Here is a 24,271-nt window from a genome sequence, read left to right as displayed (position 1 = left end):
CATAGCGCCGCATGAAATTCAATTCCACGTTGTGCCGCAAGGCCGGACAGGAAAAGAAAGACGGAGGAAAAGAAAAAGCCCGGAAGACGTATTGTCTTCCGGGCTTCATGCTTTCTGCTGGTGCCGAAGAAGAGACTCGAACTCTTACTCCCGAACGGGAACTAGACCCTGAACCTAGCGTGTCTACCAATTTCACCACTTCGGCACAGGTGTGTAAGTAGACGATTTGCCCTCCCTTGGCAAGCATTTTTTTAGGGTTTGAAGAAATTTTTTTTCTTTTTCCGTTTTTCTGCAGAAAAACGGCCCCGAAAAACAGGGAAGCCCCCTTATTCGTCGGAAAAATCCGGGAGCATGAGGCACAGGCATTTCCCATGCAGAGAAATGCAGCACCGGTGAATCCGGCAGGAAGAAAAAAGCGCCGCCAGGCAGGAAGGCTTCATATTCTTGTAAAAATTGCGTCATGCTTCTTCATGAATTGCATCATGAGCACGGTATCATGCCGCAGTAAAATTCATAATCGCTTCATGGTGCCGTTACAGCGGCAGGATATTTCTCTAGACGTGCTCGATAAGGCATATATTCATGGAGGAAAAACTATGGTCAGCAGCAGACGTGATTTTATGTTCGGAACTCTGGTTGCCGGTGCGGCCTTCGCCATGGGCGGCATGACGTCCAGAGCCTTTGCGGCCGCTCCCGGCAAGGTGAAGGTCGTCAGCCTTGAGGAATGCGTTTCCATGACGCCCCGGCAGATGGCGGAAAGTTCCGCCAAGGTTATGGACGCATGGCGCTACATGAAGGATTCCGCCGGGGAAATCGTGAACGCCTCCCTGCGCGGCGCGGTGCTCGACATGCTGGAAAATCCTGCGCCCCGGGTGGCGAAGAACGATGAAAAGGCCCTTGTTGCCGAACTGAAGAAGGCGAAGCTGCTGGAGGAAAAGGCCGCCGGTATTTTCCCCGCCTGTGCAGGCGCCGACAAGGCTCCGCAGCCTTCCTATTCCGCTCCCGGCAGCGGCTGGGGGAGCCACCATGCCTACCCCGGCGGTCTTGTCACGCACGTTGCGCTCAACGTGGCCAGCGCCAAGGCCCTGTGCGACAACTACAGAACGATATTCCACATGGAAGTGGACAGGGATGTGGCCCTGGCCTCCCAGCTTCTGCACGACGTGCATAAACCGTGGGTGTTCCAGTGGAAGGACGATGCCTCCTGCCTGCCGGAAGCTTCCATTGCCGGTACCGGCGCGCATCATATCCTGAGCGTGGCCGAATCCATGAACAAGGGACTTCCTGCGGAAGTGTGCGTGGCCCAGGCCTGCGCTCACGACCATCCCGGAACCTCGGCGCTGGAGGCCTCCGTGGTGAACTGGATCAGGGCGGCCGCCATCATTGCCGGAAAGGACCCCGTGGCGAACGGCTATCTGGAAAAGGACGGCAAAACGCTGCCTCTGCCCCGCAGACCCGAGGGCTTCGTCACCCATCTGGCCGACCACGACTGGGTGCTCAGCGTGCCCGCCGCACAGTGGCTTACCGCGGAACTGAAGAAGATTGCCGCCGAACGCTACAACATCAGGGGCAAGGACCTCGAGGGCAGGGTGTTCAACAGCTTCCGCAACTATGTGCTTTCCCAGAGAAGCGCCATGGAGCTGTACAACATCTACAGCAAGAACGGCGCTTCCCGCCTGGCTGAGGAAGTGAGCCGGGTGGTCACGGCGTAACCGCATCCGCCAAAGAACATGGTCATCCCCGGGGGAAATTTTTCTCCGGGGATGTTTTTTGCTGTTTTTTACGCGGAAAAAGGCGCTGGTGCGGAAAACGCGGGAAGAGGCGGGAAAAGAATCTGCCGCGTGTTCCGCCGGAAGAACGCACGCCTCACGCAAAAGCGAGGGAGAGGGAAGAGCATGGGGGAGGGGAGAGGGCGAACGGCCCGCAGCGGAGGGAAAAGGCGATGCCGTTCAGCGGCCTGACCAGAACCTTCCCGCGGGGCTTTCTGGAAAAGGCAGGGGCGGGAATCGGAAAAACAGAGGCCGGGGTTGCCCCGGCCTCTGCCTAAGCTTCGTGCTTCAGATCGATAATGGGTTTGGCGTACTGTATGTCCGAATCCCAGGGGAAAAGCACCCAGGTATCCTGACTCAGTTCCGTGACGTAGGTGTCCACCAGGGGAATGCCTTCGGGCTTGGCGTACAGCGTGGCGAAGTGTGCCTTGGGGAGCGCCGCGCGCAGAATCTGCGCCGTGTGTCCGGTATCCACGAGGTCGTCGATGACGAGGGTATCGGGCTCGTTGAAGGAGGGATCGGCATTCTTGAGCACGGTTTCGGCGTCGCTTTCCTCACGGTAGTTGTAGAGCATGATGCAGGCGGTGTCGATGTGACGGATGTTGAGTTCCCGCGCGATAATGCCTGCGGGAATGAGTCCGCCCCGGGTTACGGCCACGATTCTGGTGAAGACGCCGCGTTCCAGAAGCCGCCAGGCGAGGGCCTTGGCGTCGCGGTGGAGCTGTTCCCAGGTGACGGGGAAGGTTTTATGATAGCGGTCTGCTTTTGCCACGGTAAGTCTCCTGAAAAAAGCGTTTCCCGACAAAGGGCGCGTTGTGCGGCGGCTGTCGCTTGTTTTGCCGGGGATGCGGGGCGCGGCCTTTTTCCGCGCCCCGCACCCGGATCATTCCTGTACGGTATCGGCAGGAAGCTTGTCCTGCGCGTTGGAGGTCAGCGTAAGGTTGAGCTGCTGATTCCTCCTCATGCTGAGGTAGGCGTTTCTGAGGGCCACATAGGGTTCCAGAGCGGATTCGGTGATCTGGTCGTAGGCCTTGTACAGCGAATCGGCGTTGTTGAAGGCGAAGAACGCGCTGCCGGCAATGCTGATTTCCCAGCCGAGAAGGTAGTCCTGCGGCTTCATGAAGGCGTCGCCCGTTTCGCCCACGGCCCCGCGTACGGTGGACGGGCCGAGGAAGGGAATGATGAAGTACGGCCCGTCGGGCACGCCCCATACGCCGAGCGTATAGTCGAAGTTTTCCGTTTCCGGCCGGTAGGGGTACAGCGGTTTGCTCTGGCTCGCCACGTCGGCAAAGCCGAGGCTGACCATGAAGTTGACCAGAGAACGGTCGAATTCCACGCCCGCCTGGGCGAATTCGCCCTGAAGCAGGCTGTTGGCCATGCGTACCGGGAAGGTGACGTTGTGGGCGAAGTTGCTGATGCCGGAACGGATGGCTTCCGGCACGATGAAGGCGTAGCCCTTGTGCAGAGGCTTGACCAGATACTGGAGGAACCAGTCGTTCACACGGAACCAGAAGCGGTTCCAGCCTTCCAGCGGGTCGTTCTGAAGGGCCGCGTCCTCCTCGCTGAAATCGTCGTAGTCGTCCAGGCCGCCGTAGTCTTCCGTATCGGCGGGCTCGGGAGCGGCGGAAAGCTCCTGCGCGGGGGCGGAGATTTCCGTATCCGCAACGGGGGAGGCCTCCTTATGCGCGGAGCAGGCCGCAGAGCAGGCGAGCGCCAGCGCGAGGAGGGCGGCGAAAAGCAGGCGTGGCATTACTTCGCTTCCTTCTTTTTGTTTTTCTGTTCCTCGGCCTTCGCCTTCACGCGGTCGATGAGTTCCTGGGGATTGTTCTTGTTGAGAATGTCGCGGAACTGGTCGCGGTAGTTCTTGATCATGCTGATGCCTTCGATGAGCACGTCGTACACCACCCAGCGGTTGTTCTTTTCCAGCATACGGAAGGCCACGGGGTAGACCTTCTGGTCGGCCAGAAATTCCATCTGCACTTCCACGCGCTTGCCGTTGCCGCCGCTCACCTCGCCGGTGAAGCGCACCTTCTGGCCGTTGTATTCATCCAGCGTGTCGATGTAGGTGTTGCGCAGAAGTTCGGTGAAGGCGGTTTTGAACTCTTCCTTCTGCCGAGGGGTGAACTGCCGCCAGGTGGGGCCCACGGTACGGGTGGAGAATTCCTCGAAGTCGAAGAGATTGAGCACTTCCGCTTCGATTTTCTCACGGATGGCGGGCTTGCCCTCGGGCGTTTTGAAGGCGGGATCGCCGAGCAGGGCGAGAATGCGCTCCGCCCCGGCTTCCGCCGTCTGCCGGGCCGTCATGGGCGCGGCGAAGGCAGGCAGGGCCGCCAGGGAAAAAACGATGAGGGAAAGAATGAACAGCTTGAATTTCATGGCTTATACGCCTCCGAAAACAACTTTGCCGATAAGGGCTTCAAGGTCGAGAGCCGGTTCCGTATCGGTGATGAGGCTGCCCGGAGCGAGCAGTTCTTCCGATCCGCCGGGGGTGATGGCAATGTATTTGTCGCCGATGAGACCGCTGGTTTTTACCGAAGCCATGACGTCTTCGGAAAGGGGCACGCCCTCGTTGATGCGCAGGTCCACATGGGCGGTATAATCCTTCGTATCCAGGCGTATGGCCGACACTCGCCCTATGGACACGCCCGCGATTTCCACGCTTGCGCCCGTTCTCAGACCGGCCACGGAAGAGAAGCGGGCCGTGACGGTGTAGCCGTTGTCTCCGAGAACTTCCATGCGGCCCAGCTTGATGGTGAGGTAGGTCACGCAGACAAGGCCGATGACCACGAACACTCCGACGACGGTGTTTTTTGCAGCAGACATAGCTTCCTCGTTAATCGTCCAGCCATTCGGCGAGGGCCCGGCGCACGGAGCTGTCCAGAGGCGGGGCCGCCATACGGCGGGATTCTTCGAATTTACGGTCAAGGAAGCGGCGCAGGTACGCATCCTGCGACGCCTTCAGTTCTTCTCTGGTGCCTGCAAAGGCCGCCCTGCCGCTTCTGAGCACCAGCACATGCCCGGCAATATGGTCCACACTGCCGAGATCGTGGGTGACCACCACGGTGGTCATGGAGGGGTAGCAGGCCTTCATGTCCAGAAGGAGCTGATCCATCTGGGCGGCGGTGATGGGGTCGAGCCCGGAGGTGGGTTCGTCGCAGAAAAGCACGGGCGGTTCCGTGACGATGGCGCGGGCCAGACCTGCGCGCTTGCGCATGCCGCCCGAAAGCTCTCCGGGATAATAGTCGGCAAAGTCCTTCAGCCCCACAAGTTCGAGAGTGCGCAGGGCCGCTTCCCGCAGCGTCTTCCGGGCAACGGTGGTGTGTTCCACGAGGGGCAGGGCCACGTTTTCCGCAAGGGTGAGGGAACTTATGAGCGCTCCGTCCTGAAAGAGCACGCCGAAGCGGCGGCGCAGCTTGCGGAACTGCTTTTCCGACATGTTGCACACGTCGCGCCCGCCTATGAGAATGCGCCCGGCGGAGGGGCGGTTCAGCCCCAGAAGCAGGCGCAGCAGCGTGGTCTTGCCGCAGCCGGATTCCCCGAGAATGGTGGTGATGGTTCCGGCGGGCAGTACCGCGGAAAAATCCTGAAGGACGAGGCGGCCTTCATAGCCGCCGTCCAGATGTTCTATGCTGATATCCCAGGCCTGCTGGTTCATGCGCGCCTCTAAAGAAGGAAAGAGGTGAGGACATAGTCGGCCATGAGAATGAGCACGCAGCTCATGACCACGGCGGAGGTGGTGGCGTTGCCCACGGCCTCGGCCCCCTTGCCGTCGCTTCTTCTGTGGGCGTTGTAGCCCTGGAAGCAGCATACGGTGATGACGATGACGGCGAACACCGCCGCCTTGAGGAAGCAGCCTTCCACATCGTGCAGGGTGACGCTGGATTCTATGCCTGAAAAATAGCGCCCCTCGTTGAGCCCGAGCAGCACGCAGGCGGAAAGATAGCCGCCGAAGATGCCCACCACCGTGAAGATGGCCGTAAGCAGGGGAAACGTGATCACGGAAGCGAGAAGGCGCGGCGTGACCATGTAGCCCACGGGGTTGATGTCCATGACTTCGAGCGCATCGACCTGGTCGGAAATGCGCATGACGCCTATTTCCGCCGTCATGGCGGAGCCGGCGCGCGCCGTGACCATGACGGCGGTGAGCACGGGGGCCATTTCGCGGATGAGGGTGAGGGCGAGCAGGGAGCCGAGCATGCCCTGAGCGCCGAACATGGACATGGCATAGAAGGCCTGAAGGCCCAGCACCAGCCCGGTGAACAGGCCGATGAGCAGAATGACGAACATGGACTTTGCGCCGATGACGTACACCTGCTGGAGCACCTTGCCGGCCAGACGGCGGCAATGCCACGTCTGCCGGACGGCGTCGGACAGAAACAGCGCCATTTCGCCGAGGCGGTTCACAAGATTCAGCACGGGTGCGCAGATTTCATTCATACTGATACCTTAACCTCAGGGGTAATTTTCGGACGTTAGCCGATTTCGCATGACATTGCAATCTGCCTTGCGGCAGTAAGGTATGCGGCGCTTGCATGACGGGCGCGGCCGGAGTATGAGGAAGAGGCCGAACTTTGAAAGAGACCGTTTTTTTCAGGAGAATGCCTATGTGTCTTGCCGTTCCCGTATGCGTGGTGGACGTGCCGGAAGAAGGAAAGGCCCGCGTGCGCGTGGGCAGCGGGGAAACGTATATGGATATTTCCACGCTGCTTCTGCCCGAAGCTCCGCGCCCGGGAGACTACGTCATCGTTCATGCAGGCTTTGCCCTGCGCAGCCTTGATGCCGCCGAGGCCGAGGAATCGCTCAGGATATTCCGGCAGATAGCGGAACTCGGCGTGAACGGGGGGCTTTCGCCGGAAGCGCTGTAGCCTTCCGCGCGCTTCCGTGCGGAAAAAGGCCTTTTGCCGCCCGGATGAGGGAATACGGCAGCGGGGGAGAAAGGCTTGGCGAAGCGCGATTTTTTCCGCCTTTTCGGGGAAGGTTCCGCGTTGCGCCCGAGGGGCAGAGTGACCTCAGCCGTTGCATGAAGGCGCGGCCCTGCGCGGTACGCCCTGACGGCGGATATCATTCACGCCGCATCATTAATAAACATGCATGAAACAGCCCGGACAGAGGGAAGTGTTCCTGTCCGGGCTGTTTTTCTGTCCGTGCAGACGGCTTGGCGAGGGCCCCGCGCAGCCTTGGCCGCGCCTTCATGCGGCGGGAAGCAGCCCGGAAGAAAGCGCCGTTTCCGCCCCCGCATCTTCGGGAGGGGCGTTACTGGAAAAGGCGGAAGGGCGCGGTAAGCACGCCGCCCACGATGTCGAAGAAGGTGGAACCCAGGTTGCCCACCGTTCCCGTAACCGCGCCGATGAGCTGATAGGTGACCTTGGGCTTGAACAGATTGCCCGTGATGGTGATGGGCATTTCCGGTATGCCCGCAAGGGTGACGGTGGCCCTTGCGTCGATGCTTTCCGCCGCCAGATTGACGGTGCCCGAGCCGGTGACCGTGGTCAGGGAACCCTTGATGAGAAAGTCCCGGCAGGTGGCCACGCCCCTGCTGACGGCCGCCGACATGGACATGGTGCGGAAGTCGGTCGTCGAGCTTTTGCCGCGCGCCTCCTGCGGGGGAGAGATGATGGCCCCGTCCCTGACGAGGAAGGACAGCTTTCCGTCCAGAGCCTTTTTCCAGTCCTGCCAGTTCTTCTGCCGGGAGCGCAGATCGGCTTCTGCGCTGCCGGTTCCGCTGATATGCGTTTTCTGCCCCCTGTCGCGGCTGAAGTTGAGCATGTTCACCTCGCGGCAGCGGGCGTTCAGCGAAAGATCCGCATGGGTTCCGTTCTGGGAAAGCGCGGCCTGGAAGGAGCCGGAAGCGCTTCCTCCGCCGGGGAAGGCGGCGCGGATGGGGATGGAGAGAACGCCGTTTTTCTGCGAAACGGGCAGCTCCACATGGGAAAGCGTGGTGGAGAAGGCCCGCAGTTTCTGAAGGGAAACTTTAAGATCCAGATCCCTGTTTTTCAGAAAATCAAGAGGCAGCGGCGTCGAGGTTCCGGAGCCGGATTTTTTTTCGCCGTCCTTTGCCATGTAGTCGTCGAGATTCAGGGAAGGAGAGTGGAGTTCTCCGCTGAGCAGCGGCCTGCCCTGAAGCGTCTGCCGCAGGCGGCCGGTAAGGTGCGTGTCGTCCACGGTAAGGGCAAGGTCGGTGAATTCCGCCTTGTCCGCCTGGAAGGATACGCCTGCGGAGGCCCTGGCGCTCTCGAGTTTTTTTCTGCCGGAAAGCTGCGGCAGGGGCAGGCCGAAGAGCTCGGCGCATTCCTTGAGCGACGAGGTGGAGAAGGAAAGCCTGCCCGTGGCCGAGGGGCGCGCGGGGAAGTTTGCCAGAGCAAGATCGCCGTTTACGGTGAAGGCCGGGTGGCGGAGCACGGCATCTTCCAGGGATACGGTATTGTTATTGATGTCGAAGCTGCCCTTGCCGGAAAGGGTGAATTCCATGTTCCGTGCAAGCAGGGCGGAAAGGGATTTGCTTAAAGAGGCCTGAAGCGTGACGGCCTGGCCGCGCATGGCGACGGGCAGACCGAAGGATGTGCTGAAGGCGAGGGCGGCCTGGGGAGCGTCCGCCGTGACGGACCAGGCATCCGTGGCGAGCGTCACGTTCCATTTGCCGCGAAAATCCATGCTCGGCGGCATGGAGGTGAGTTTTCTGCCCGGAGCGGCCTTGGCCTGAGCATTGACCTCCATACTGCGCCAGGGCAGGGAACGGCCGTTTTTAAGCGTGAAGCGGCCCTGTTCCAGGCTGCCCTTCACACTGCCGCTGAGGCTGCTCAGCATGGTGAGGCCGGAACCGGGGCGGAAGGTGAGATCCACCGAGCCTTTTTTGAGTATGCCGCCCACGGCGGCGAAGCCCGCCATGTCTCTGGTGAGCCCGTCCATGGAAACGCGGCTGAGATCGGCCGTGACGCGGATGTCGTCCTGAAGATAGACGCGGGATGAGCCTTTGCCGCCGTACACGTTTCCCACCTCGATGACGAGCATGGTTCCGTGGGAGGGCGCGGGAACCACATGCACGTCGGCCCCGCCCGCGCGCAGGCCGAGAATGTCGGCCTCGTCGGCGCTTATGTGTATGTCGTAGCCTACATGGATATCGGAAGGCTGCGGAGGTTCGTCGTCTTCATCAAGGGGCAGCACCGGCGCAGGCAGGTGCGACATGTCGGGTATGTTGCCCGTAAGTTCCGGGAAGATGCGGTTCAGATCGGCCTTTTTGGCATGGGCGCTGATGCGGATGTCGGGCTTGAGAAATTCCCGGCAGCTTCCTTCGCCTTCCAGAGGGATATCCTGCACCACGGCCTTGAGACGGGGAACGACGATGCCCCTGGGGCTGAGTTCCATACTCTCGAAAGAACCTGTGATATTGTCCAGCGCCTGCTGAAGGCCCGGGTCCATGAGCCGCCCGAAACCGAACCAGCGGATGAGGCTGAAATGATGGATGTCGGCCCGGCCCCGGAACAGGGGAGAGGCTTCCGTGAGGCCGGAGACATTGCCGTAGAGGGTGACATGGTCGTCGCCCATGCGGGCGTCGGCCTCCGCTATGGTGACGGGCGTTGCAAGGTCGGGCATGTGGAAGCGCACGGCCAGGGAAATGGGCACGGGATGCCCGTTCATGGTGAGCGTGGCCGAGGCTGCGGCCTTGCCCTGCGCGCTGTAGCTGCCCGATTCGGGCGAGGCGGTGAAATCGGCGGAAAAGTCCAGAGCGAGGGGCTTTGTCATGGGGAAATAGCGGTAGGGGGCGGAAATTTCCCTGCCCAGCACGGCATCGAGCGCGCCGAGCTGCATTTCTGAGGAAAGCTGCACGCTCCCGTTCCATACGCCGCTCAGGCCCCGGCGCAGGGAAGCGAGGGACAGGCGCGAATCCCTGGCCGAAATTTCCAGCCCGGAAGGCAGGGCGAGGCGCATGTTCTCCACGGCAAGGTTGAGATGCCCCGGCAGAAGCCCCGGCAGGCGGGAATCCGCCTGAATGCCGGAAAGGGCGAGACTGCCCCTGCCTTCCGCGCCGATGAGGCGGCAGGTTCCGTTTTCCATGACGATGCGCACGCCGATGACGCTGCGCGGGAGCTTCGGCAGCGTGAAGGAGGCGAAGGGCTGTTCTTTTTCCTTTTCGACAGGGGAGAGCTGATCGGCCGAAACGTCGAGCGTGGGGCTTTCCAGCCGGAGGGAGCGGATGACGGGCCTGAGGCGGAGCAGGGAAAAATAGCTTATCTGGATATGGGCGCGCCGGATGTGCAGCTCCATATGGTTCATGCTGCCGCGCAGAAGGCTGAGATCGCTCGCGTGGAGCGTGGGCAGGGGAAACAGGGAAAGGGATACCTCGCCTATGCTGCACTGTACGCCGAGCTTCGATTCCAGAAGCTGGGACACGGTGGAGGACAGACGCGATGGCTGAAGCCATGCGAGGTAACCGTAGACCATGGAGGTGAGAAAAATCCCCCACAGAAGCAGAAGTACCGTTCCAAGGCGAGGTTTCCGCATATTCCCTCTTGACGGGCCGCGGTACTTTTCGTACCGATTTTTTCAGGCCGGGCTGCGGGCATAGTAGAAAACTTGTCGTCAGTGTACAAGGGGAAATCGTTCGCGGTCGGGGCCTTCAACGCCGGAAGGCGACAGGAGTATTCATGACTTTTTATACCTGCGCGGCGCTTGCCGTGCTTCTTTGCGTGGGGCTTGCCGGGGCCGTTCTGCCCTTTGTCTGCATATGGGATCACAGGCTGGCCGCGGCGCGCCGCCGTTCTCTGTATGACAAGAGCGCCGGGCAGACGGAACACCTTACCGCCGTGCTGCACACCGTGTTCGCTCTCGGGCTTGCCGCCGATTTTCTGGCCGACGGCTTCATCAACCGCCTTATGACGGGCCCCTGGATGTTCGTGTGGGAAGTGCTGGTGCTTGCCGCCGCGCTGGGGACGCTCTGTTCCGTGGCCGTGCTTCTGGCCGGGAAGAAGGGCAGGACGTTCTTCAGCGTGCTGAGCGGCCTTGCGGCCATGCTTGCGGCCACGCTCCTCTGCGTGCTGGGCTGGGCCTTCTGCCTCGGCGCGCTCACGGGCGGCGCGGGCGACCCGGAAGAGGCCATGCAGGCCTTTCTCGTGCTTCTGGCCGGGCTGCACAGCCTGGGGTTTGCGCTGTTTGTGGTTTTTGCCCTGTGCCTTGCCCTGACTTCCGCCTATGCCTTTGCGCTGTGCTGGCATATTCTCTGCCGCAATCATGACGATTTCGGACGGGATTACTACACCTTCACCCTTGCCATGCGTTCCCGGCAGGCCATGTTCTCCGGCCTTCTGCTCACGGCTTCGGCCGCGTCCATGTTCTGGATGTATCCCGCCGTGGATGCCGCGCAGAGTCTGGCGCTTCTGCCCTTTGCCGCGCAGTATGCCCCGGTTGCGCTTACCGCGGGCATGTTCTTCCTGCCTGTCGCCGCGCTTTTGTGGTATGCCGTGAGCCGTGCCGCTCTGCCCATGCAGCGCCGTTCCCTTGCTTTTCTGGCGCTGCCGCTGCTGCTGGCCGGGGTGTATGCCGTGATCGGCCGCATCTGACCGGTATTCTGTTTTCCGCCGCAAGGCCTTTAGCCGCCCCGCTCTGCGGGGCGGCGCTGTTTCCGGCCTCTTATGAGGAAAGGGCAGGCTTCCCGCCGGAAAGGGGCGGAATACAGGAAACGGCGCGCTGCACAAGGAAGCGGAAAGACGCGGAGGCCGGGCGCAGCGCCCGCCTTCCGCGCGTTTTTTAAGCGCTTGGCGTATGCCCGCCCAGCGTATGCGCGGCGATGCGTTCCGGGCTCGTGCCGCATTCCTTTTGAAGGCGGGCCTCCATGCGAAGCGCCCGCTCCATGCGTCCGGCAATGGCGGCGCAGGCTTCGGCATCGCCCGAAAAGCGTTCCATCTTGCTGTGGAAGCGTTCGCGCAGAGGGACGGGGGAGGAGCCGCGCACATATTTGTCCGCAAGAAAGACGAGTTCCCTTTCGGAAAGGGGCACGGAATCGGGCAGGGTGAGATCGCGGTGATCCTCCACAAGGCGCGCCATGCGTTCCATGCCCAGAGAACGGAACAGTCTGCCCGCCGCGGCTTCGTGATGCGGCTGCCCCTTGCACACGTCGTGCACGATGCCGCCTGCAAGGGCGAGGGAGGGGGAGAGAGGCTCTTCCCGCCGCAGAACGCGGGCGCGGTTCAGCGCAAGGGCGAAGGCTTCGGCCACGGCGCCCACGGCAAGGCTGTGCGCCACGCCTCTTTCCTGTACATGCCGCACGGCGAGAAGTTCTTCCGCCTCCCGGGGGGAAAGAATGTCCTGCGAAGGGGCGAGGGCGCAGAGCGCGGCGTACTCCTCGGGTCTGTCCATATCCCTCAGAATGAAGGAATCCGCCACGGGGACGGAACGGGGGGAGGCCTCCTTCACAATATCGCGCAGGCATCCGTCATCGCCTGCACGGCGCAGGACAGGCAGAAGAGAAGCGGGAAAAAGCGGCGGATGCCCCGTTTCTCCGCGCCATGCGGGAAGGAGCGCTTCTTCGCCGGAAGGGGCCGCCTCCTCAAGCAGGGCGCGCACGCTCATGCGGCGCACCAGCGGAATATCCACGGGATGCACGAAAAAGTGCGTGCAGTCCTGCGGCAGGGCCGAAGCTCCCGCGCGGATGCTGGAGAACATGCCCCGTTCGGGATGAGGATTCAGAGCAAAGGCCGCGCCGCAGGCTTCGGCTTCCTTCCGGGTTTCTGCGGCCCTGTTGCCGCCCACCACCACGGGGCGTACCCCTTCGGCAAGATACAGCCCGCAGAGCGCGGCAAGGGCGGAACGGGAGCCCCCGGGCAGAGGCAGGGGCAGGAGGGGCTTGAAGTGCGGTTCCATGCGGGAGGAGAAACCGGCGGCGAGAATGAGGGCGTATGCGTTCATGAAACGGTGCGGCGCGGAGCCTGAATGGCCGGGCGGCCCGAAGACTGCCCGGAGTTTCGGAAAACGGAAAAAATTTTCCCCTCCGGGAAAAGGGTAAGCGTGCTCTGCCCGATATTCAAGAAAAAACGCCGTGTTTTTCCCCGTACCATGTGTTCGCCAGCCGTGGAAGACATGTTGCGGAGGGCGGCAGAAAGCCTTTGCAGAAAGAGCGCTTCACCGTACGCCCCAGGAAGGGAAGGCCTGCGGCAAGACGCGGCAAAAGGCCGCCGTATGCCGCCATGGGGAAAAAAGGCGTTTTTCCGGCCGGAGACGGTTCCGGCCGGAGCGGCACGACTGCGTAATATGCGCTATTTCTTTCTCCACGTCACGGGGGCGGGAGCGTTGCGGCGTACGGCGATGCATTCGGCAAGAATGCTGACCGCGATTTCCTCCGGCGTTTCCGCGCCGATGTCGAGCCCTATGGGCGCGTGTATGCGGGCGAGGTCTTCTTCGGTGAAGCCGCTTTCCCTGAGGCCTGCATAGATCTGCTGCTTCTTGCGCGTGCTGCCTATCATGCCGATGTAGCGGGCCGGGGTTTTCAGGGCCTGGGCCACGGTGACGCCGTCGAAAAGGTGCCCGCGCGTGACGATGACGATATAGTCGCGGCTTGTGACATGAAGTTCGTCGAAGCAGTGCGCGTATTCCGGCGTGACGTGCGTGACGGCGTTGGGGAAGCGGCCGGTATTCGCGTATTCCGGCCTGTCGTCCAGAACATGCACGGCAAAGCCGGTCAGTCCGGCCACGGCGGCCGTGGGTTTGGAAACATGCCCCCCGCCCACGATGATCATGCGTTCCGGCGGACGGCAGGATTCGCAGAAATACATGGTGTCGCCGCAGGGAATGAGGGCGGCTTCGTCAAGAGGTGCGGAGATCAGGGCCTGCCGCGCCGATTCGGGCAGTTCTTCCCCGCTTATGGTGCCGTCTTCAAACAGCAGCGTCCATGCCGTACGCACGGCAGGATAGGGCCGCACGATGCGGCAGCCTTCGCCTTCCGCCGCATGGAGCGCCTGCGCGGCGATGGAGGAAAAGGCGGGATCGTCGGGGAAAAAGGGTTCGATGAGCACGCGCACCTGTCCGCCGCAGATCATTTCGGAGCGGGCGGCAAGGGTGCCGTCCATGGCGATGTCGAGCACGCGGGCCTTCTGGTCTCTGCATGCTTCGGCGCAGGCGGCAATGACGCGGGCTTCGGCCAACCCCCCGCCCGTGGTGCCGCCGAGCAGGCCGCGGGCTCCGGCAATCAGGCGGGAACCGGCGCCGCTTCGAGGGAAGGATCGTCGCTGCTGCTGCTTTTTCTTATACACATCTAGATGGGTAAAAGAGGAAGGCCAGGCCGCGGCGTCGCCCGTGCGGTAACGGATGAGGGGCATGGCTTCGCGGTGGAGCGTGGTGAGCACGATTTCCCCGGTTTCCCCGCCGGGCACGGGAAGGCCGGTGACGGGATCGAGAATTTCCAGAAAAAGGTCCAGTTCCCGCAGGTGATAGCCGCTTTTCGCAAGGCACTGCACCCCGCCGCCGAAACAGGTTTCCGTCATGCCGTAATGATCGAGCACGAGGCAGTCCAGAGCATTTTCCAGCCCGTCGCGAACGGAGGCGTCGAGAATGTCGCCGCTGGACTGTATGCCGTTCACACATCGGGCGAGGCTTCGGAAGGCGGCGTCCTTCCGTACTTCCTCGAAAAGCACGGCGAGCTGATGCGGGGCCGCCACCAGACATTGCGGGCGGTGGAGGGCAAGGTCGCTTCTCAGGCTTTCGGGCGTGGCTTCCGGCGAGCCGGGCACCACTTCCACCCCGGCGGGAGAAAGGGCCCTGCGCAGAAGGTCGGTGACGCCGTCGGGACACTGGGCGCCGGGCAGGAGAACCATGAGCTTCTGCCCGCCGTGGACGAGCTGCGCCATGCCTGCGGCAAAGAACGATGCCGTGCGGGCGAGGTCGCCCTCCGAAAAGGCCAGCCTTTTGGGAGCGTCGGTGGAACCGGAGGTCTGAAGCGTGACGATGCGCTGCACGTCTCCCTGCGGAATGCAGAGAAATTCCCGGTAGTCGCGCAGATCCTGCGGGGTGGTGAAGGGCAGGCGGCGCATGTCCTCCATGGTACGCACGTCGAGGTCAAGGCCTTTCAGGGTGCGGCCGTACCAGCGGCTCAGATCCCGGGCGCGGCGCAGGGTGGCGCGCAGGGCGGAAAAGCGGGCTTCCTCCAGCCGTTCGGGGAGGGAGCGCCCGTCCGCCGGGCCGCACTGCGCCTCAAGCCAGGCGTCCATGCACGAGGGGGTGACGGGGGGCATGTTCATGACGGAGTGCCTTTTTCTGCATCCTTTCCCCGGTAGAGGGGCACGTTGTCGAAGGATGTGAGGTTGTGCAGGCAGAAGGGGATGAGCCTGCCGTCATGGGAAACCACATGGATGCAGCAGCCGCGCACGCGTTCGATATCCACGCTGAGAGCATCCTGAAAGGCCATGGCCGAAAGGGTGAAGCGCTTCTGCGCCCCGGACGTGGCGAGAAAACGGGAAAAATCGTCGTTCAGCGAGGCCTGTTCCGCCCGGGGGGAACTCCAGTGCGCGGCGGTGAAGGCTCGGGATATACGCGAGGTTTCGGCGTTGTCGAGCACGCGCGGGCTGCGGGCAAGGCCGGTTCCGCCGGAGCAGCAGGCTGCGCCGAGAGGTCCTTCCAGCGCCTGGCCCGCCCTTGCGTACACGGCGCTGAAGGAGCAGAGCGGATGCTCGCAGGAAGGCGCGTGGAAGTGGGAGGCCCGCACCATGCCGCCGCTCTGCCGCTCCAGCGCCAGCATGAGTTCGGGCAGGGTGATGCGGGGAGCCTCGGACATGTCCCACGGAAAGCGCCCGAAGGAGGATACCGGCTGAAAATGCAGCCCGCGCACATGTTCGCCCTGCGACAGGGCGAAGCGCAGCAGATCCCCCGCCTGATGATCGTTGACGCCGCGCGCCAGCGTGCACACGAGCACCACACCGAGTCCGGCTTCTCCGCAGGCGCGGAGCGCCGCGTTTTTCACCTCGAGGCAGTCGCGGCCGCGGAGGGTGCGGAATACACCATCGTCCACCCCGTCGAACTGAAGGTACACGGAATCCAGCCCGGCGGCCCTGAGGCGGGCGGCATAGCCTTGTTCCGTGCCGAGGCGCAGGCCGTTGGTGTTGACCTGCACCAGCGCGAACCCCTTTGCCCGCGCCATGCGTATGATGTCCGGCAGATCGTCCCTTTCCGTGGGTTCCCCGCCGGAAAGCTGCACGTTGCACGGGCCGGAGGCGCGGAAGAGCGTGTCGAGCTGCTTTTGAACATGTTCGAGGGAAGGATCGTCGCTGCTGCTGCCCGCCCTGGCGTAGCACACGGGGCAGCCCAGGGAACAGCGCATGGTCACTTCCACAAGCCCCGTGCAGGTATGCTGCGCGTGTTCCGGGCAGAGGCCGCAGTCGTAGGGGCAGCCCAGACGGCCGGGAACGGCGGGTTCTGCCGGGTAGGCGGGAATGCGCGGACTCTTTTTCCACGCAAGAAATTCCGGCGCGCCTTTTTCCTCCTTCCATGCGGGAACCTGAAACATGCCGTGTTCCGGGCAATGCTTGCGCAGGTACACCGTGTCCCCTTCCTTAATATAGGAAGCGTCCACAAGGCGCAGGCAGACGGGACAGAGGCTCTGAGTCTGGGAAAGCAGCATTTACGACCTCGCGTTTTCCAGGCCGTAGGCGTCGTAGATATCAAGAATTTTCCCCCAGCATTCCGCCAGCAGGTCGCCGCAGAGTTCCATGGGCGGCATGGCCCCTTCGGGCAGGCTCTGGCCCGCTTCCGCAGCAAGGCCCCGGGAGACGTTTTCGCAGCCGCTGCCGCCGCAGGAGGCGGTGCGTTCGGCGAACCATGCGGCGTATTCGCCCGTCATGGCGTCCAGCATGGGATGGGGTTCCCCGGCGCTGCCGCCGGAGAGCCATGCCAGCGCGGCCGCCCCGCCGGTAAGCAGACCGCACGGCCCGCCGGACTGGCCTATGCCGTGGCAGAGGCCGCGCATGGCCCGCATGAGGCCGGGCTCTTCCGCTCCGGCAAGCTGTTCGGCAAGGGCGAAGAGCAGTTGCGAGCAGCAATGGCCCTGCCGTACATGGGGAAGAAGATCCAGCAGAACAGGATTCATGGAAGCCTCCTTGAAAAAAAGTTCATGCCATGGCCCGAAAACGGGCCTTTCCGGCGTTTCCGGCAGGGAAAAGACGAAGAGGGGGGCCGGTGTTCCCGGAAAAAGCCTTACGGCTGCGGCAGGGGCGAATGCTCCATGCAGGCAGAGGAACCGGAAGCCGGCTTTATGTCTTCCCCCGCACGGTACTTTGCCGGTGTTGCCATCCACAGCCCGTAACCGGGACCGCCCCGGGAAGCGCTGCAGGAACACGCGCCTGTGCGAAGCTGCGCGTGGAGCGTGTCGTCGCCGTACCAGAGCAGTTTTGCCGCAAGTTCCCTGAGCGCTGCGCTGTGGTCTTCAAACGCAAGGAGAAGAAAGCCTGCGCCGGCAAGCATATCCTCCATTTCGCGGAGCGTGCGCGCACCTGCGGCGCAGCCTGCCGCCGCGCCCGGCACGGGGGAGCCGCCCCGCACGAACAGGTCGGAAAGAAGGAGCTTTCCGCCCGGGCGGAGAATGGAGGCAAAGCGGCCGAGGGCCTTTTCCGGTTCCGGCAGAAGGGAGAGCACGCATTCGCACAGGATGCCGTCGAACGAATTTTCGGCAAAGGGCGGGTTCTGCACATCCGCCTGCACGAAGGGGAACGGTTCGGAAAGACGGCATTCCCTGTCCAGCCCCGTGCCGCGAAGCCCGAGGGAGGAAATCACCCGGAGCCCGGCCCCGGAGCCGCAGCCCGCATCCAGAATGCAGGCTCCCGGCGGAAAGCCGCACAGCGCAAGGCCCCGGCGGGTGAGTTCCTCCCCGCCGGGATGCCATGCGCCGCCCGAAATGCTCTGAAACAGCGCGGAAGCATACAAAGGAGAGGCGGAAGGCATGTTACTTGTCTTCAAGCAGCGCTTCCACTTCCGCCATCTTGCCTTCGGCAAGCGACTGGGGGATGAGCGTCAGCCCGCAGGAGGGGCAGCGGGGCAGGAATACGTCGAAGGCGCTGTGCATGTAAAGGGCCTGCACCTTGATCTGCTCAAGGGGGACATGGCAGCGGGCGCATACCCAGTCGCCGCCGTCCGTTGTGAAGTTCGGTTCCAGACTCATGCGGATATCACCTCGATGTTGGGGAAGGTCAGGCGTGCACGCGCTCTTCCATGATGACTTTCGTTGCCGGCTGTATGGCCCCGGGCACCACCATGCGGTGGCACCATGCCCGGACCAGCGTGAAGCCGCCGTCGGCATCGGCGGTGTACTCCACCCAGAAGGTCACGTTGCGCGGCCTCCAGGAGCCGAGAAAATGGCCGTTTTCCCTGTTGAGGAATTTTGCGCCGCTTTCTTCGATGCCGGAAATGGCGGCAACGACGTCCTGCCGGAGTATGTAGCGCTTTTCCATGGCCTGCCGCACTTCTTCGGGAATGCGGAGCAGGATGCCTTCCTCATGCGGGGCGCTTTTCTGCCCGATAAATTCCTCAAGCGCCGCCTCCTTCAGCGCGATGCGCCCGGAGCGCCTTGCGGAAAGCCCGGGAGGCGTGGCGGCATGGGCTTTTCCCTCGCCCGCGGTGGGCGGAAGAATGTCGAAAAGATGCCAGCTTTCGTTCTTTTCGGCAAAGCGGTCGTGGCACATGATGCAGGAGGCGAGCACAGGGCGGGAAAATTCCGCGGCCCGTTTTTCCGCCATGGCGTCCGCCACGTCGGGCTGGGCGTTCCATACCAGGCCGCCGTAGCCGCAGCAGGCGCTTTCCTCGCCGGTACGGCGCGCTTCTTCCACCGTTATGCCCGCCTTGGCGGCAAGGGAGCGCACGGCCTTCTGCCATGCCGCGTTATGGCGCGCTCCGCACGGGTCCTGCACGTTCATGACGCCGGGCGCGGGGCTGGGGAAGGCTTCGGGCAGAAGGGCGTCGAGCCTTTCCCACAGGGAAACGACAATCGCCTCGGGCAGGGCCAGGGCCAGGGCGCTCATGCAGGAAGAGCAGGCCGTAAGAATTTCCGGCTTTCCCGCCTCTTCCCATACGGTGCGAAGAGCTTCGGCATGGGAGGCGAAAAGCGCTTCCCTGCCTGCCCAGTGCGCGGGAATGCCGCAGCATGAACTGTAGAGCGATACGCCCCCCGGCAGAGAGGAGCGCAGAAAACGGTACATGGCAAGCACCTGTTCCCCGCGGGAGGCGGCAAGCTGACAGCCGGGGAAGAACATGGCCGCGCCGTGCCCGCCCTTTGCGGCAAGGGCGGGATCTTCCAGAAAGAAGGAGGCCTCCGGCCCGGAAGCCTGAGCCATGTCTTCCAGCGCGAATTCATGGGCGGAAACGGGCATGACGTCCCTTTCCACCGCGTCCTGCCGCGCCTGAAGGCACAGGTCCGCCATGGAAAAATGTTCGGGGCAGATGACTTCGCACTGTCCGCACAGGGCGCAGCCGTTCATGATGACGTTGGCCGTGCGCGTGCCGCGCACCACCGAGGCGTTGTTGTATATCTTGCGCGCGTAGATGCGGGGAAATTCCCTGTATTTCTGCAGGAAGGGGCATTCCTTCACGCATTGCATGCAGGCGCAGCGTATGCAGCGGGAAGCTTCCTGCCGTGCCTGTTCTTCCGCATAGCCACCCTCGGCGGGAAGAATGCGGGCGGCGCTTTCCACCCCCTCCAGCGGGGTGTGCAGCCTGTCCTTCCGGTTCTCCGCCTCGCGCGAGGCCACGAGGGAAACGCCCGTCATGATGCGCTGCAGGGTGATGCCCGCCTTGCGGCCTTCTCCGGCCTGAAGGGAGGCGGAGGCGAAACGCGCGCCCGTAGGCGTGAGACTTTCCCACCCGCCGCAGCAGACATTGCCTCTCCAGAGCAGGGTGATGCCGTCCGTCTCCTCCCGGGAAGGGACGAACGCGCAGAGCGAGGCGTCCGCAAATACGCCCGCGAAGTTCTTTTCGCACTCTTCAAGGAGCGTTTTTGTAAGCGGAGCGGAAACAAAATGCACATGATGTTTTTCCAGCGAGCGCAGCTCCTCTTCCAGAGCGGCGGCATCCAGAGCGGGGAAGGCCTTCCGCATGGCGTCTTCCCGCGCGCCGTCGTGATACACGGTGACGGCAAAACCTTTATGGGAAATGTCGAAGGCGGCCGTAAGCCCGGCAAGCCCCGCGCCGAGCACGGCGAGCTTCTGCGCCCTGGGAGGGCGGATGAGCGGGCGCGTCTGGGACGGCGCGGCCTTCATGCAGTACCGTTCCAGTGCGGACACGGCGACGCTCCCCCCGAGATCGCGCCTGAGGCAGGCGTTTTCGCAGGGATGATCGCACACGGCCGTGAGCACGGAGGGCAGGGGCAGGTGCCGTTCCAGAAGTTTGCGGCCTTCGCGCGGGTTGCCCGCGGAGAGGTGTTCGAGAAAGGCGCGTACGTCCATGTCCAGGGGGCAGGCCGTGCGGCAGCGGGGCGCGGCCTCCTGTGTGCAGCGCGCTTCAATGGCATGCAGTTGGCTTTGTTCCAGCAAGGCGGCACCTCAAAAGAAGACTGCCCGAAAGGTATCCGGGCAGAAGGAAGGAGGGCCGGAGAGATGCGGGATCTCTCCGGCCGGGAAGGGGGAATGCCTACCTGGCGGCCTTTTCCTTCAGGCCTGCCAGCACCTTTTCAGGATAGGCGGGCAGGTGCGTGATACGCACGCCGCAGGCGTTGTAGATGGCGTTGATGATGGCAGGGTGCGGGCCGCAGAGCGGGATTTCGCCCGTGCCGGAAGCGCCGAACGGACCGTCGGGACGCTTGCTTTCCACATAGATGATTTCCATGTTGTCGGGGATGTCCTTGGGATAGGGAATGCCCGCGCCGAGCATGGTGCTGTGCTTCTTGATGTCCTCGTAGTCTTCGGAGAGGGCGAGGCCGATACCCTGGGCGAGGCCGCCCCAGATCTGACCGTCGGTGATGAGCTTGTTCACCACGGTGCCGATGTCGGCCACCATGGTCATCTTCTCAACCTTGGTCTTGCCGTTGGTGGTGTCCACGGCCACTTCCGCCATGAACAGGCCGTACATGTAGCAGGCGAAGGGATCGCCCTGGCAGTTTTCGCCGCAGCCCTTGGAGGGAGCCGTCCACTTGCCGTCCTGATGCACGTCGCGGCCTTCGGCCTTCATTTCCTCGTAGGTGTAGAAGCCGCCTTCGGGCTTGCGCATGGCTTCGATGAGCTGTTCGCACGCCACGCGGATGGCGTTGCCCGTCATCACCTGAGAGCGGGAACCGCCGGCGGGGCCGGAGTTCGGGGTCTTGCTGGTGTCGTTGAGCACGAGGCGGATGTCGTCCACATGGATGCCCAGAGGACGCAGGGCTTCATGCGCCGTGCACTGGGCGCCGGAATCCGCGCCCTGACCGTGGTCTTCCCAGGAGCAGCCGATGGTCACGGTGCCGTCGGGGTTGAGTTCCGCCCAGGCTTCCGAGGAGTCCGGGCCGTCGAGACCCGCGCCGTACACGGCAAGGGCGAGGCCCACGCCGCGCTTCACGGTGTCGGTGGATTCTTCCTTCACGCGCTTCTTGGCCGCTTCGTACAGAGGACGGAGCTTTTCGAACATGGTGGGCAGGCTCAGCACTTCCGGCGTCTGGCCGGTGGGAGTGGTGTCGCCTTCACGGTAGCAGTTGGCAAGGCGCAGATCGAAGGGGTCCATGCCCAGCTTTTCCGCAAGTTCGTCCATGAGCACTTCGGAGGGGAATTCCGCTTCGGGGCCGCCGTAGCCGCGGAAGGCGGCGCCCCAGGCGTGGTTCGTGGCCACGGTGCGGCCGTTGCCGCGGATGTTCGGGATGCTGTAGCCCGCGCCGATGAACTGGGCTCCGCGCAGGGTCAGCAGGTCGCCGAATTCGGAATAGGGGCCGTGGTCGCACGTCCAGTCCGTTTCCATGGCCTTGAGCTTGCCGGTCTTCTTGTCGGCGGCCATGCGCACGGTGGTCCAGAAGGGCGAACGCTTGCCGGTGTACTGCTGCTGCTGTTCATAGTTGTAGCGCAGGTGACAGGGACGGCCGGTGGCCATGACGGCCACGCCGATGAGCGCTTCCATGGTGGGGCTGAACTTGTAGCCGAAGGTGCCGCCGGTGGTGTTCTGCACCAGAACGAGATCCTTGGGGAATTCCAGCCCGAGGCCGGGGGCGATCATGAGGGCGTGCAGGTGCAGGCCCACGGACTTGGAGTGAATGACCACCTGACCCTTGTCGTTGATGTAGCCGTAGCCCACGTCGGGTTCGATGTTGAGGTGAGGCTGACGCTGCGTGTAGAAGCTGTCTTCCACCACCACGTTTTCGGGATCGGCAAAGTAGGGAGCGGTATCTTCGCCCTTTTCGATGTGGGGTTCATAGTAGATGTTGGGAGTGCCGGGGTGGATTTCGATGGCGTCCGGAGCCATGGCCGAAGGAGCGTCCATGTATTCGGGCAGAAGTTCCAGATCGAATTTCACCTTTTCCGCAGCGGCGCGGGCATGGCATTCGGTGTCGGCGCAGACGATGGCCAGCGCGTCGCCGTACTGGAAGATCTTGGTGTCGTTGAGGATGGGACGGTCCCAGCCGTCGCCCTTGTTGTCCGGGAAGGTGATGAGGCCGGTGATGCGGTTCTTGCCCTTCACGTCCTTATGGGTGAGCACGCGGAAGACGCCGGGCATCTTTTCCGCTTCGGAAGTATCGATGCCCTTGATGATGGCGTGGGAAACCTTGGCCTGGGCGAGAGCCAGGTGCAGGGTGTTCGAGGGCATGTGGACGGTGGCGTCCGCACCGAATTCGGCGGTGCCCGTCACCTTGGCCACGGCGCTGGGGCGCGGCTTGGTGGAACCCAGGTGATGACCTTCCGCGGGTTCCTTGTAGCGGATCTCCTCGATGTCCTTTTCTCCGCGCATGACGGCCGCGGCGTCCATGACGGCGTTGATGATCGGGATGTAGCCCGTGCAGCGGCAGACGTTGCGGTTCTTCTGGAACCAGTCGCGCACTTCATCTCTGGTGGGGGAGAGATTCTGCTGCAGAAGCGCGTAGGCCGCGACGATGAAGCCGGGCGTGCAGAAACCGCACTGGGCCGCGCCGTGGAATATCCATGCTTCCTGCAGAGGATGCAGATGATCGGGGGTGCCGATGCCTTCCAGCGTGATGATGGTGGCGTCGTCGGGCACGCGCTTCATCTTCAGCACGCAGGTGCGGGTCAGCTTGCCGTCGAGAATGACGCTGCAGGCGCCGCAGTGACCCTTTTCGCAGCCCAGCTTCACGCTGGTAAGCTGCAGCTGGTCGCGCAGGACGTTGGCAAGCGAATCTTCCGCATTGACAAGCACCTGGCGGCGGACGCCGTTGACAAGAAGGGATTTGATGAACATGGGCAGCTCCTTTTAAGAGGAATCCAGAGAAGGGGCGGACGCGTCGGCTTCCGTCCGAATTCGGGCCGATGCGGGAGGATCAGTTCTTGCCGAAGGCGCAGGCCGGATAACGGCATTCGGCGCAGCCGGAGCAGAAACCGCCGTGGCCGAGGGCCACGATATCCTCCCGGGTGACGGGGACTCCCGCCAGAATGCGCGGCACCACAAGGTCGAAGATGCTCGCCCTGTAGTACATCACGCAGCCGGGAAGCCCCAGTACCGGAATATGGTTGATGTGGGAAAGCAGGAACATGGCCCCCGGGAAGGTGGGCGCTCCGTAGGTGATCACCTCGCCGCCTGCGGCGCGGATGGCGGAGGGGGTGCGGTCGTCCGGGTCCACGGACATGCCGCCCGTGCAGACCACCATGTCCGCCCCCTGTTCGATGAAGCGCCGGATGGCGCCCGCCGTCATTTCCACGGAGTCGTCGGAAAAGGCCTGTCCCAGAATGCTGCTTCCCAGACCTTCAAATTTCTTTTTCAGCACGGGGCCGAAGGCGTCCTTGATGCGCCCGGTGTAGACCTCGTTGCCCGTGGTGACTATGCCCACCCTGAACGGCCGGAAGGGCAGAACCTCAAGAACGGGTGAGGTGACCAGCTCTTCCATGTGCTGAATCTTCTCTTCTTCGATGAGCAGGGGAATGACGCGCGTGCCGCCCACGGCCTGGCCCTTCCGCACCTCCTGCATGGTGTGCAGCGTGGCGAGGACTATTTCGTCGCAGGAGTTGACCGCGCAGAGAGAAGGCACGTCCACGCGAAGCAGACCGTGCACGGTGGAAAGGAAGTTGATGCGGCCTTCCCTGATGTCGGAAAAGGCGATGTTCCGGCCCGCCACGGCGTTGCCGATGCGCGTTGCGGCCTCGTTCTCGTGAAGCTGACCGGGGAGGGGAGTGTAGACATAGAGATGTTCCTTCCCCACGCTGAGAAGGACGGGAATGTCTTCTTCCCTGACGATGTGCCCCTTGCGGAACACGGGACCCTTCCTTCCGCCGGGTTCGATGCGGGTGATGTCGTGGCAGAGCACCGTACCGACGGCCCGGGAAACGGGAATGGTCTGCATGGAAATTCTGGACATAAAAAACGCTCACAGATGAAAAGACACATACCGGAGCGGAAATACCGGCCCGGATGCAGGC

General features: G+C 63.0%; 20 protein-coding genes and 1 tRNA gene. 3 read left to right on the top strand and 18 right to left on the bottom strand.

Annotation, left to right across the window (positions count from 1 at the left end):
- Positions 1-118: 118 nt before the first annotated feature.
- A tRNA-Leu gene (locus tag CZ345_RS08470) sits at positions 119-205 on the bottom strand.
- A complete protein-coding gene (locus CZ345_RS16590) occupies positions 193-462 on the bottom strand; it encodes a hypothetical protein (protein WP_144277289.1) in 270 nt (89 codons plus the stop codon). The genes CZ345_RS08470 and CZ345_RS16590 overlap by 13 nt, the downstream gene beginning before the upstream one ends.
- A 134-nt stretch (positions 463-596) precedes the next feature.
- Here CZ345_RS16590 and CZ345_RS08465 point away from each other — a divergent pair, with 134 nt between their 5' ends.
- Positions 597-1,712: a metal-dependent phosphohydrolase gene (locus tag CZ345_RS08465; RefSeq protein WP_077072704.1), complete on the top strand. Its 1,116-nt coding sequence runs from the start codon at positions 597-599 to the stop codon at positions 1,710-1,712.
- Positions 1,713-2,043: 331 nt separating this feature from the next.
- Here the strand turns inward: CZ345_RS08465 and gpt are convergent, their stop codons facing one another.
- From gpt to CZ345_RS08435, 6 genes are all read right to left on the bottom strand, one after another.
- Entirely contained in the window at positions 2,044-2,541 is a 498-nt protein-coding gene (gene gpt / locus CZ345_RS08460; protein ID WP_077072703.1) for a xanthine phosphoribosyltransferase, read from the bottom strand.
- 111 nt (positions 2,542-2,652) lie between these two features.
- Complete coding sequence (locus CZ345_RS08455) at positions 2,653-3,519, bottom strand: MlaA family lipoprotein (protein ID WP_077072702.1); 867 nt, start codon at positions 3,517-3,519, stop codon at positions 2,653-2,655.
- Complete coding sequence (locus tag CZ345_RS08450; RefSeq protein ID WP_077072701.1) at positions 3,519-4,145, bottom strand: MlaC/ttg2D family ABC transporter substrate-binding protein; 627 nt, start codon at positions 4,143-4,145, stop codon at positions 3,519-3,521. The genes CZ345_RS08455 and CZ345_RS08450 overlap by 1 nt, the downstream gene beginning before the upstream one ends.
- A 3-nt stretch (positions 4,146-4,148) precedes the next feature.
- Entirely contained in the window at positions 4,149-4,592 is a 444-nt protein-coding gene (mlaD, locus tag CZ345_RS08445) for an outer membrane lipid asymmetry maintenance protein MlaD (RefSeq protein ID WP_077072700.1), read from the bottom strand.
- A 10-nt stretch (positions 4,593-4,602) separates the two neighbouring features.
- Positions 4,603-5,424, bottom strand: a complete 822-nt coding sequence (locus CZ345_RS08440) for an ABC transporter ATP-binding protein (RefSeq protein WP_077072699.1) — start codon at positions 5,422-5,424, stop codon at positions 4,603-4,605.
- Positions 5,425-5,432: 8 nt separating this feature from the next.
- Entirely contained in the window at positions 5,433-6,206 is a 774-nt protein-coding gene (locus CZ345_RS08435) for an MlaE family ABC transporter permease (protein WP_077072698.1), read from the bottom strand.
- 167 nt (positions 6,207-6,373) lie between these two features.
- On the opposite strand from CZ345_RS08435, the gene CZ345_RS08430 reads away from it, so the two are divergent.
- Positions 6,374-6,634, top strand: coding sequence for a HypC/HybG/HupF family hydrogenase formation chaperone (locus CZ345_RS08430; protein WP_077072697.1), 261 nt, complete (start codon positions 6,374-6,376; stop codon positions 6,632-6,634).
- A gap of 388 nt (positions 6,635-7,022) precedes the next feature.
- Here CZ345_RS08430 and CZ345_RS08425 read toward each other — a convergent pair whose 3' ends face one another.
- Positions 7,023-10,268, bottom strand: a complete 3,246-nt coding sequence (locus CZ345_RS08425) for an AsmA family protein (protein WP_077072696.1) — start codon at positions 10,266-10,268, stop codon at positions 7,023-7,025.
- 143 nt (positions 10,269-10,411) lie between these two features.
- Between CZ345_RS08425 and CZ345_RS08420 the strand changes: the two genes are divergently transcribed.
- Positions 10,412-11,323 carry a hypothetical protein gene (locus CZ345_RS08420; RefSeq protein ID WP_077072695.1) on the top strand — a complete coding sequence of 304 codons (912 nt, stop codon included), beginning with the start codon at positions 10,412-10,414 and terminating at the stop codon, positions 11,321-11,323.
- Between the two features lie 187 nt (positions 11,324-11,510).
- On the opposite strand, the gene CZ345_RS08415 is transcribed toward CZ345_RS08420, so the two are convergent.
- The 9 genes from CZ345_RS08415 to CZ345_RS08375 form a co-directional block, all read right to left on the bottom strand.
- The gene (locus CZ345_RS08415) at positions 11,511-12,668 is read right to left on the bottom strand and encodes a DVU_1551 family NTP transferase (RefSeq protein ID WP_077072694.1); all 1,158 of its coding nucleotides are present in this window, start codon (positions 12,666-12,668) and stop codon (positions 11,511-11,513) included.
- A 347-nt stretch (positions 12,669-13,015) separates the two neighbouring features.
- A complete protein-coding gene (locus tag CZ345_RS08410) occupies positions 13,016-14,992 on the bottom strand; it encodes a DVU_1553 family AMP-dependent CoA ligase (protein WP_077072693.1) in 1,977 nt (658 codons plus the stop codon).
- Positions 14,989-16,368 (bottom strand): radical SAM (seleno)protein TrsS, encoded by a 1,380-nt coding sequence (gene trsS / locus CZ345_RS08405; protein WP_077072692.1) that lies wholly within the window; start codon positions 16,366-16,368, stop codon positions 14,989-14,991. The genes CZ345_RS08410 and trsS overlap by 4 nt, the downstream gene beginning before the upstream one ends.
- The gene (locus tag CZ345_RS08400) at positions 16,369-16,833 is read right to left on the bottom strand and encodes a C-GCAxxG-C-C family protein (protein ID WP_077072691.1); all 465 of its coding nucleotides are present in this window, start codon (positions 16,831-16,833) and stop codon (positions 16,369-16,371) included. It lies immediately after the preceding gene.
- Positions 16,834-16,940: 107 nt separating this feature from the next.
- Positions 16,941-17,699, bottom strand: a complete 759-nt coding sequence (gene trsM, locus CZ345_RS08395) for a DVU_1556 family methyltransferase (protein WP_239446647.1) — start codon at positions 17,697-17,699, stop codon at positions 16,941-16,943.
- Positions 17,686-17,901, bottom strand: coding sequence for a DVU_1557 family redox protein (locus CZ345_RS08390; protein WP_077072689.1), 216 nt, complete (start codon positions 17,899-17,901; stop codon positions 17,686-17,688). Before CZ345_RS08390 ends, trsM begins: the two co-directional genes overlap by 14 nt.
- Positions 17,902-17,929: 28 nt before the next feature.
- Complete coding sequence (locus CZ345_RS08385) at positions 17,930-20,263, bottom strand: pyridine nucleotide-disulfide oxidoreductase/dicluster-binding protein (protein WP_239446646.1); 2,334 nt, start codon at positions 20,261-20,263, stop codon at positions 17,930-17,932.
- A gap of 97 nt (positions 20,264-20,360) precedes the next feature.
- The gene (locus CZ345_RS08380; protein ID WP_077072688.1) at positions 20,361-23,099 is read right to left on the bottom strand and encodes a molybdopterin-dependent aldehyde oxidoreductase; all 2,739 of its coding nucleotides are present in this window, start codon (positions 23,097-23,099) and stop codon (positions 20,361-20,363) included.
- A gap of 79 nt (positions 23,100-23,178) precedes the next feature.
- Positions 23,179-24,195: a molybdopterin-binding protein gene (locus CZ345_RS08375; RefSeq protein ID WP_077073019.1), complete on the bottom strand. Its 1,017-nt coding sequence runs from the start codon at positions 24,193-24,195 to the stop codon at positions 23,179-23,181.
- Positions 24,196-24,271: the final 76 nt, after the last annotated feature.

The sequence above is a fragment of the Mailhella massiliensis genome (assembly GCF_900155525.1).
In the GTDB taxonomy this organism is placed as follows: Bacteria; Desulfobacterota; Desulfovibrionia; order Desulfovibrionales; family Desulfovibrionaceae; genus Mailhella; species Mailhella massiliensis.
Note: the sequence above shows the minus strand (reverse complement) of the source record. Positions and strands in the feature narration are given on the sequence as shown.

Bases quoted from the DNA above. Each gene is read 5' to 3' on its own strand.
- trsS (WP_077072692.1), bottom strand. From the start codon at position 16,368: ATGCTGCTTTCCCAGACTCAGAGCCTCTGTCCCGTCTGCCTGCGCCTT.
- CZ345_RS08415 (WP_077072694.1), bottom strand. From the start codon at position 12,668: ATGAACGCATACGCCCTCATTCTCGCCGCCGGTTTCTCCTCCCGCATG.
- CZ345_RS08420 (WP_077072695.1), top strand. From the start codon at position 10,412: ATGACTTTTTATACCTGCGCGGCGCTTGCCGTGCTTCTTTGCGTGGGG.
- CZ345_RS08380 (WP_077072688.1), bottom strand. From the start codon at position 23,099: ATGTTCATCAAATCCCTTCTTGTCAACGGCGTCCGCCGCCAGGTGCTT.
- CZ345_RS08410 (WP_077072693.1), bottom strand. From the start codon at position 14,992: ATGAACATGCCCCCCGTCACCCCCTCGTGCATGGACGCCTGGCTTGAG.
- CZ345_RS08450 (WP_077072701.1), bottom strand. From the start codon at position 4,145: ATGAAATTCAAGCTGTTCATTCTTTCCCTCATCGTTTTTTCCCTGGCG.
- CZ345_RS08430 (WP_077072697.1), top strand. From the start codon at position 6,374: ATGTGTCTTGCCGTTCCCGTATGCGTGGTGGACGTGCCGGAAGAAGGA.
- CZ345_RS08390 (WP_077072689.1), bottom strand. From the start codon at position 17,901: ATGAGTCTGGAACCGAACTTCACAACGGACGGCGGCGACTGGGTATGC.
- CZ345_RS16590 (WP_144277289.1), bottom strand. From the start codon at position 462: ATGACGCAATTTTTACAAGAATATGAAGCCTTCCTGCCTGGCGGCGCT.
- mlaD (WP_077072700.1), bottom strand. From the start codon at position 4,592: ATGTCTGCTGCAAAAAACACCGTCGTCGGAGTGTTCGTGGTCATCGGC.
- CZ345_RS08455 (WP_077072702.1), bottom strand. From the start codon at position 3,519: ATGCCACGCCTGCTTTTCGCCGCCCTCCTCGCGCTGGCGCTCGCCTGC.
- CZ345_RS08435 (WP_077072698.1), bottom strand. From the start codon at position 6,206: ATGAATGAAATCTGCGCACCCGTGCTGAATCTTGTGAACCGCCTCGGC.
- CZ345_RS08400 (WP_077072691.1), bottom strand. From the start codon at position 16,833: ATGAATCCTGTTCTGCTGGATCTTCTTCCCCATGTACGGCAGGGCCAT.
- CZ345_RS08425 (WP_077072696.1), bottom strand. From the start codon at position 10,268: ATGCGGAAACCTCGCCTTGGAACGGTACTTCTGCTTCTGTGGGGGATT.
- CZ345_RS08440 (WP_077072699.1), bottom strand. From the start codon at position 5,424: ATGAACCAGCAGGCCTGGGATATCAGCATAGAACATCTGGACGGCGGC.
- CZ345_RS08465 (WP_077072704.1), top strand. From the start codon at position 597: ATGGTCAGCAGCAGACGTGATTTTATGTTCGGAACTCTGGTTGCCGGT.
- CZ345_RS08375 (WP_077073019.1), bottom strand. From the start codon at position 24,195: ATGCAGACCATTCCCGTTTCCCGGGCCGTCGGTACGGTGCTCTGCCAC.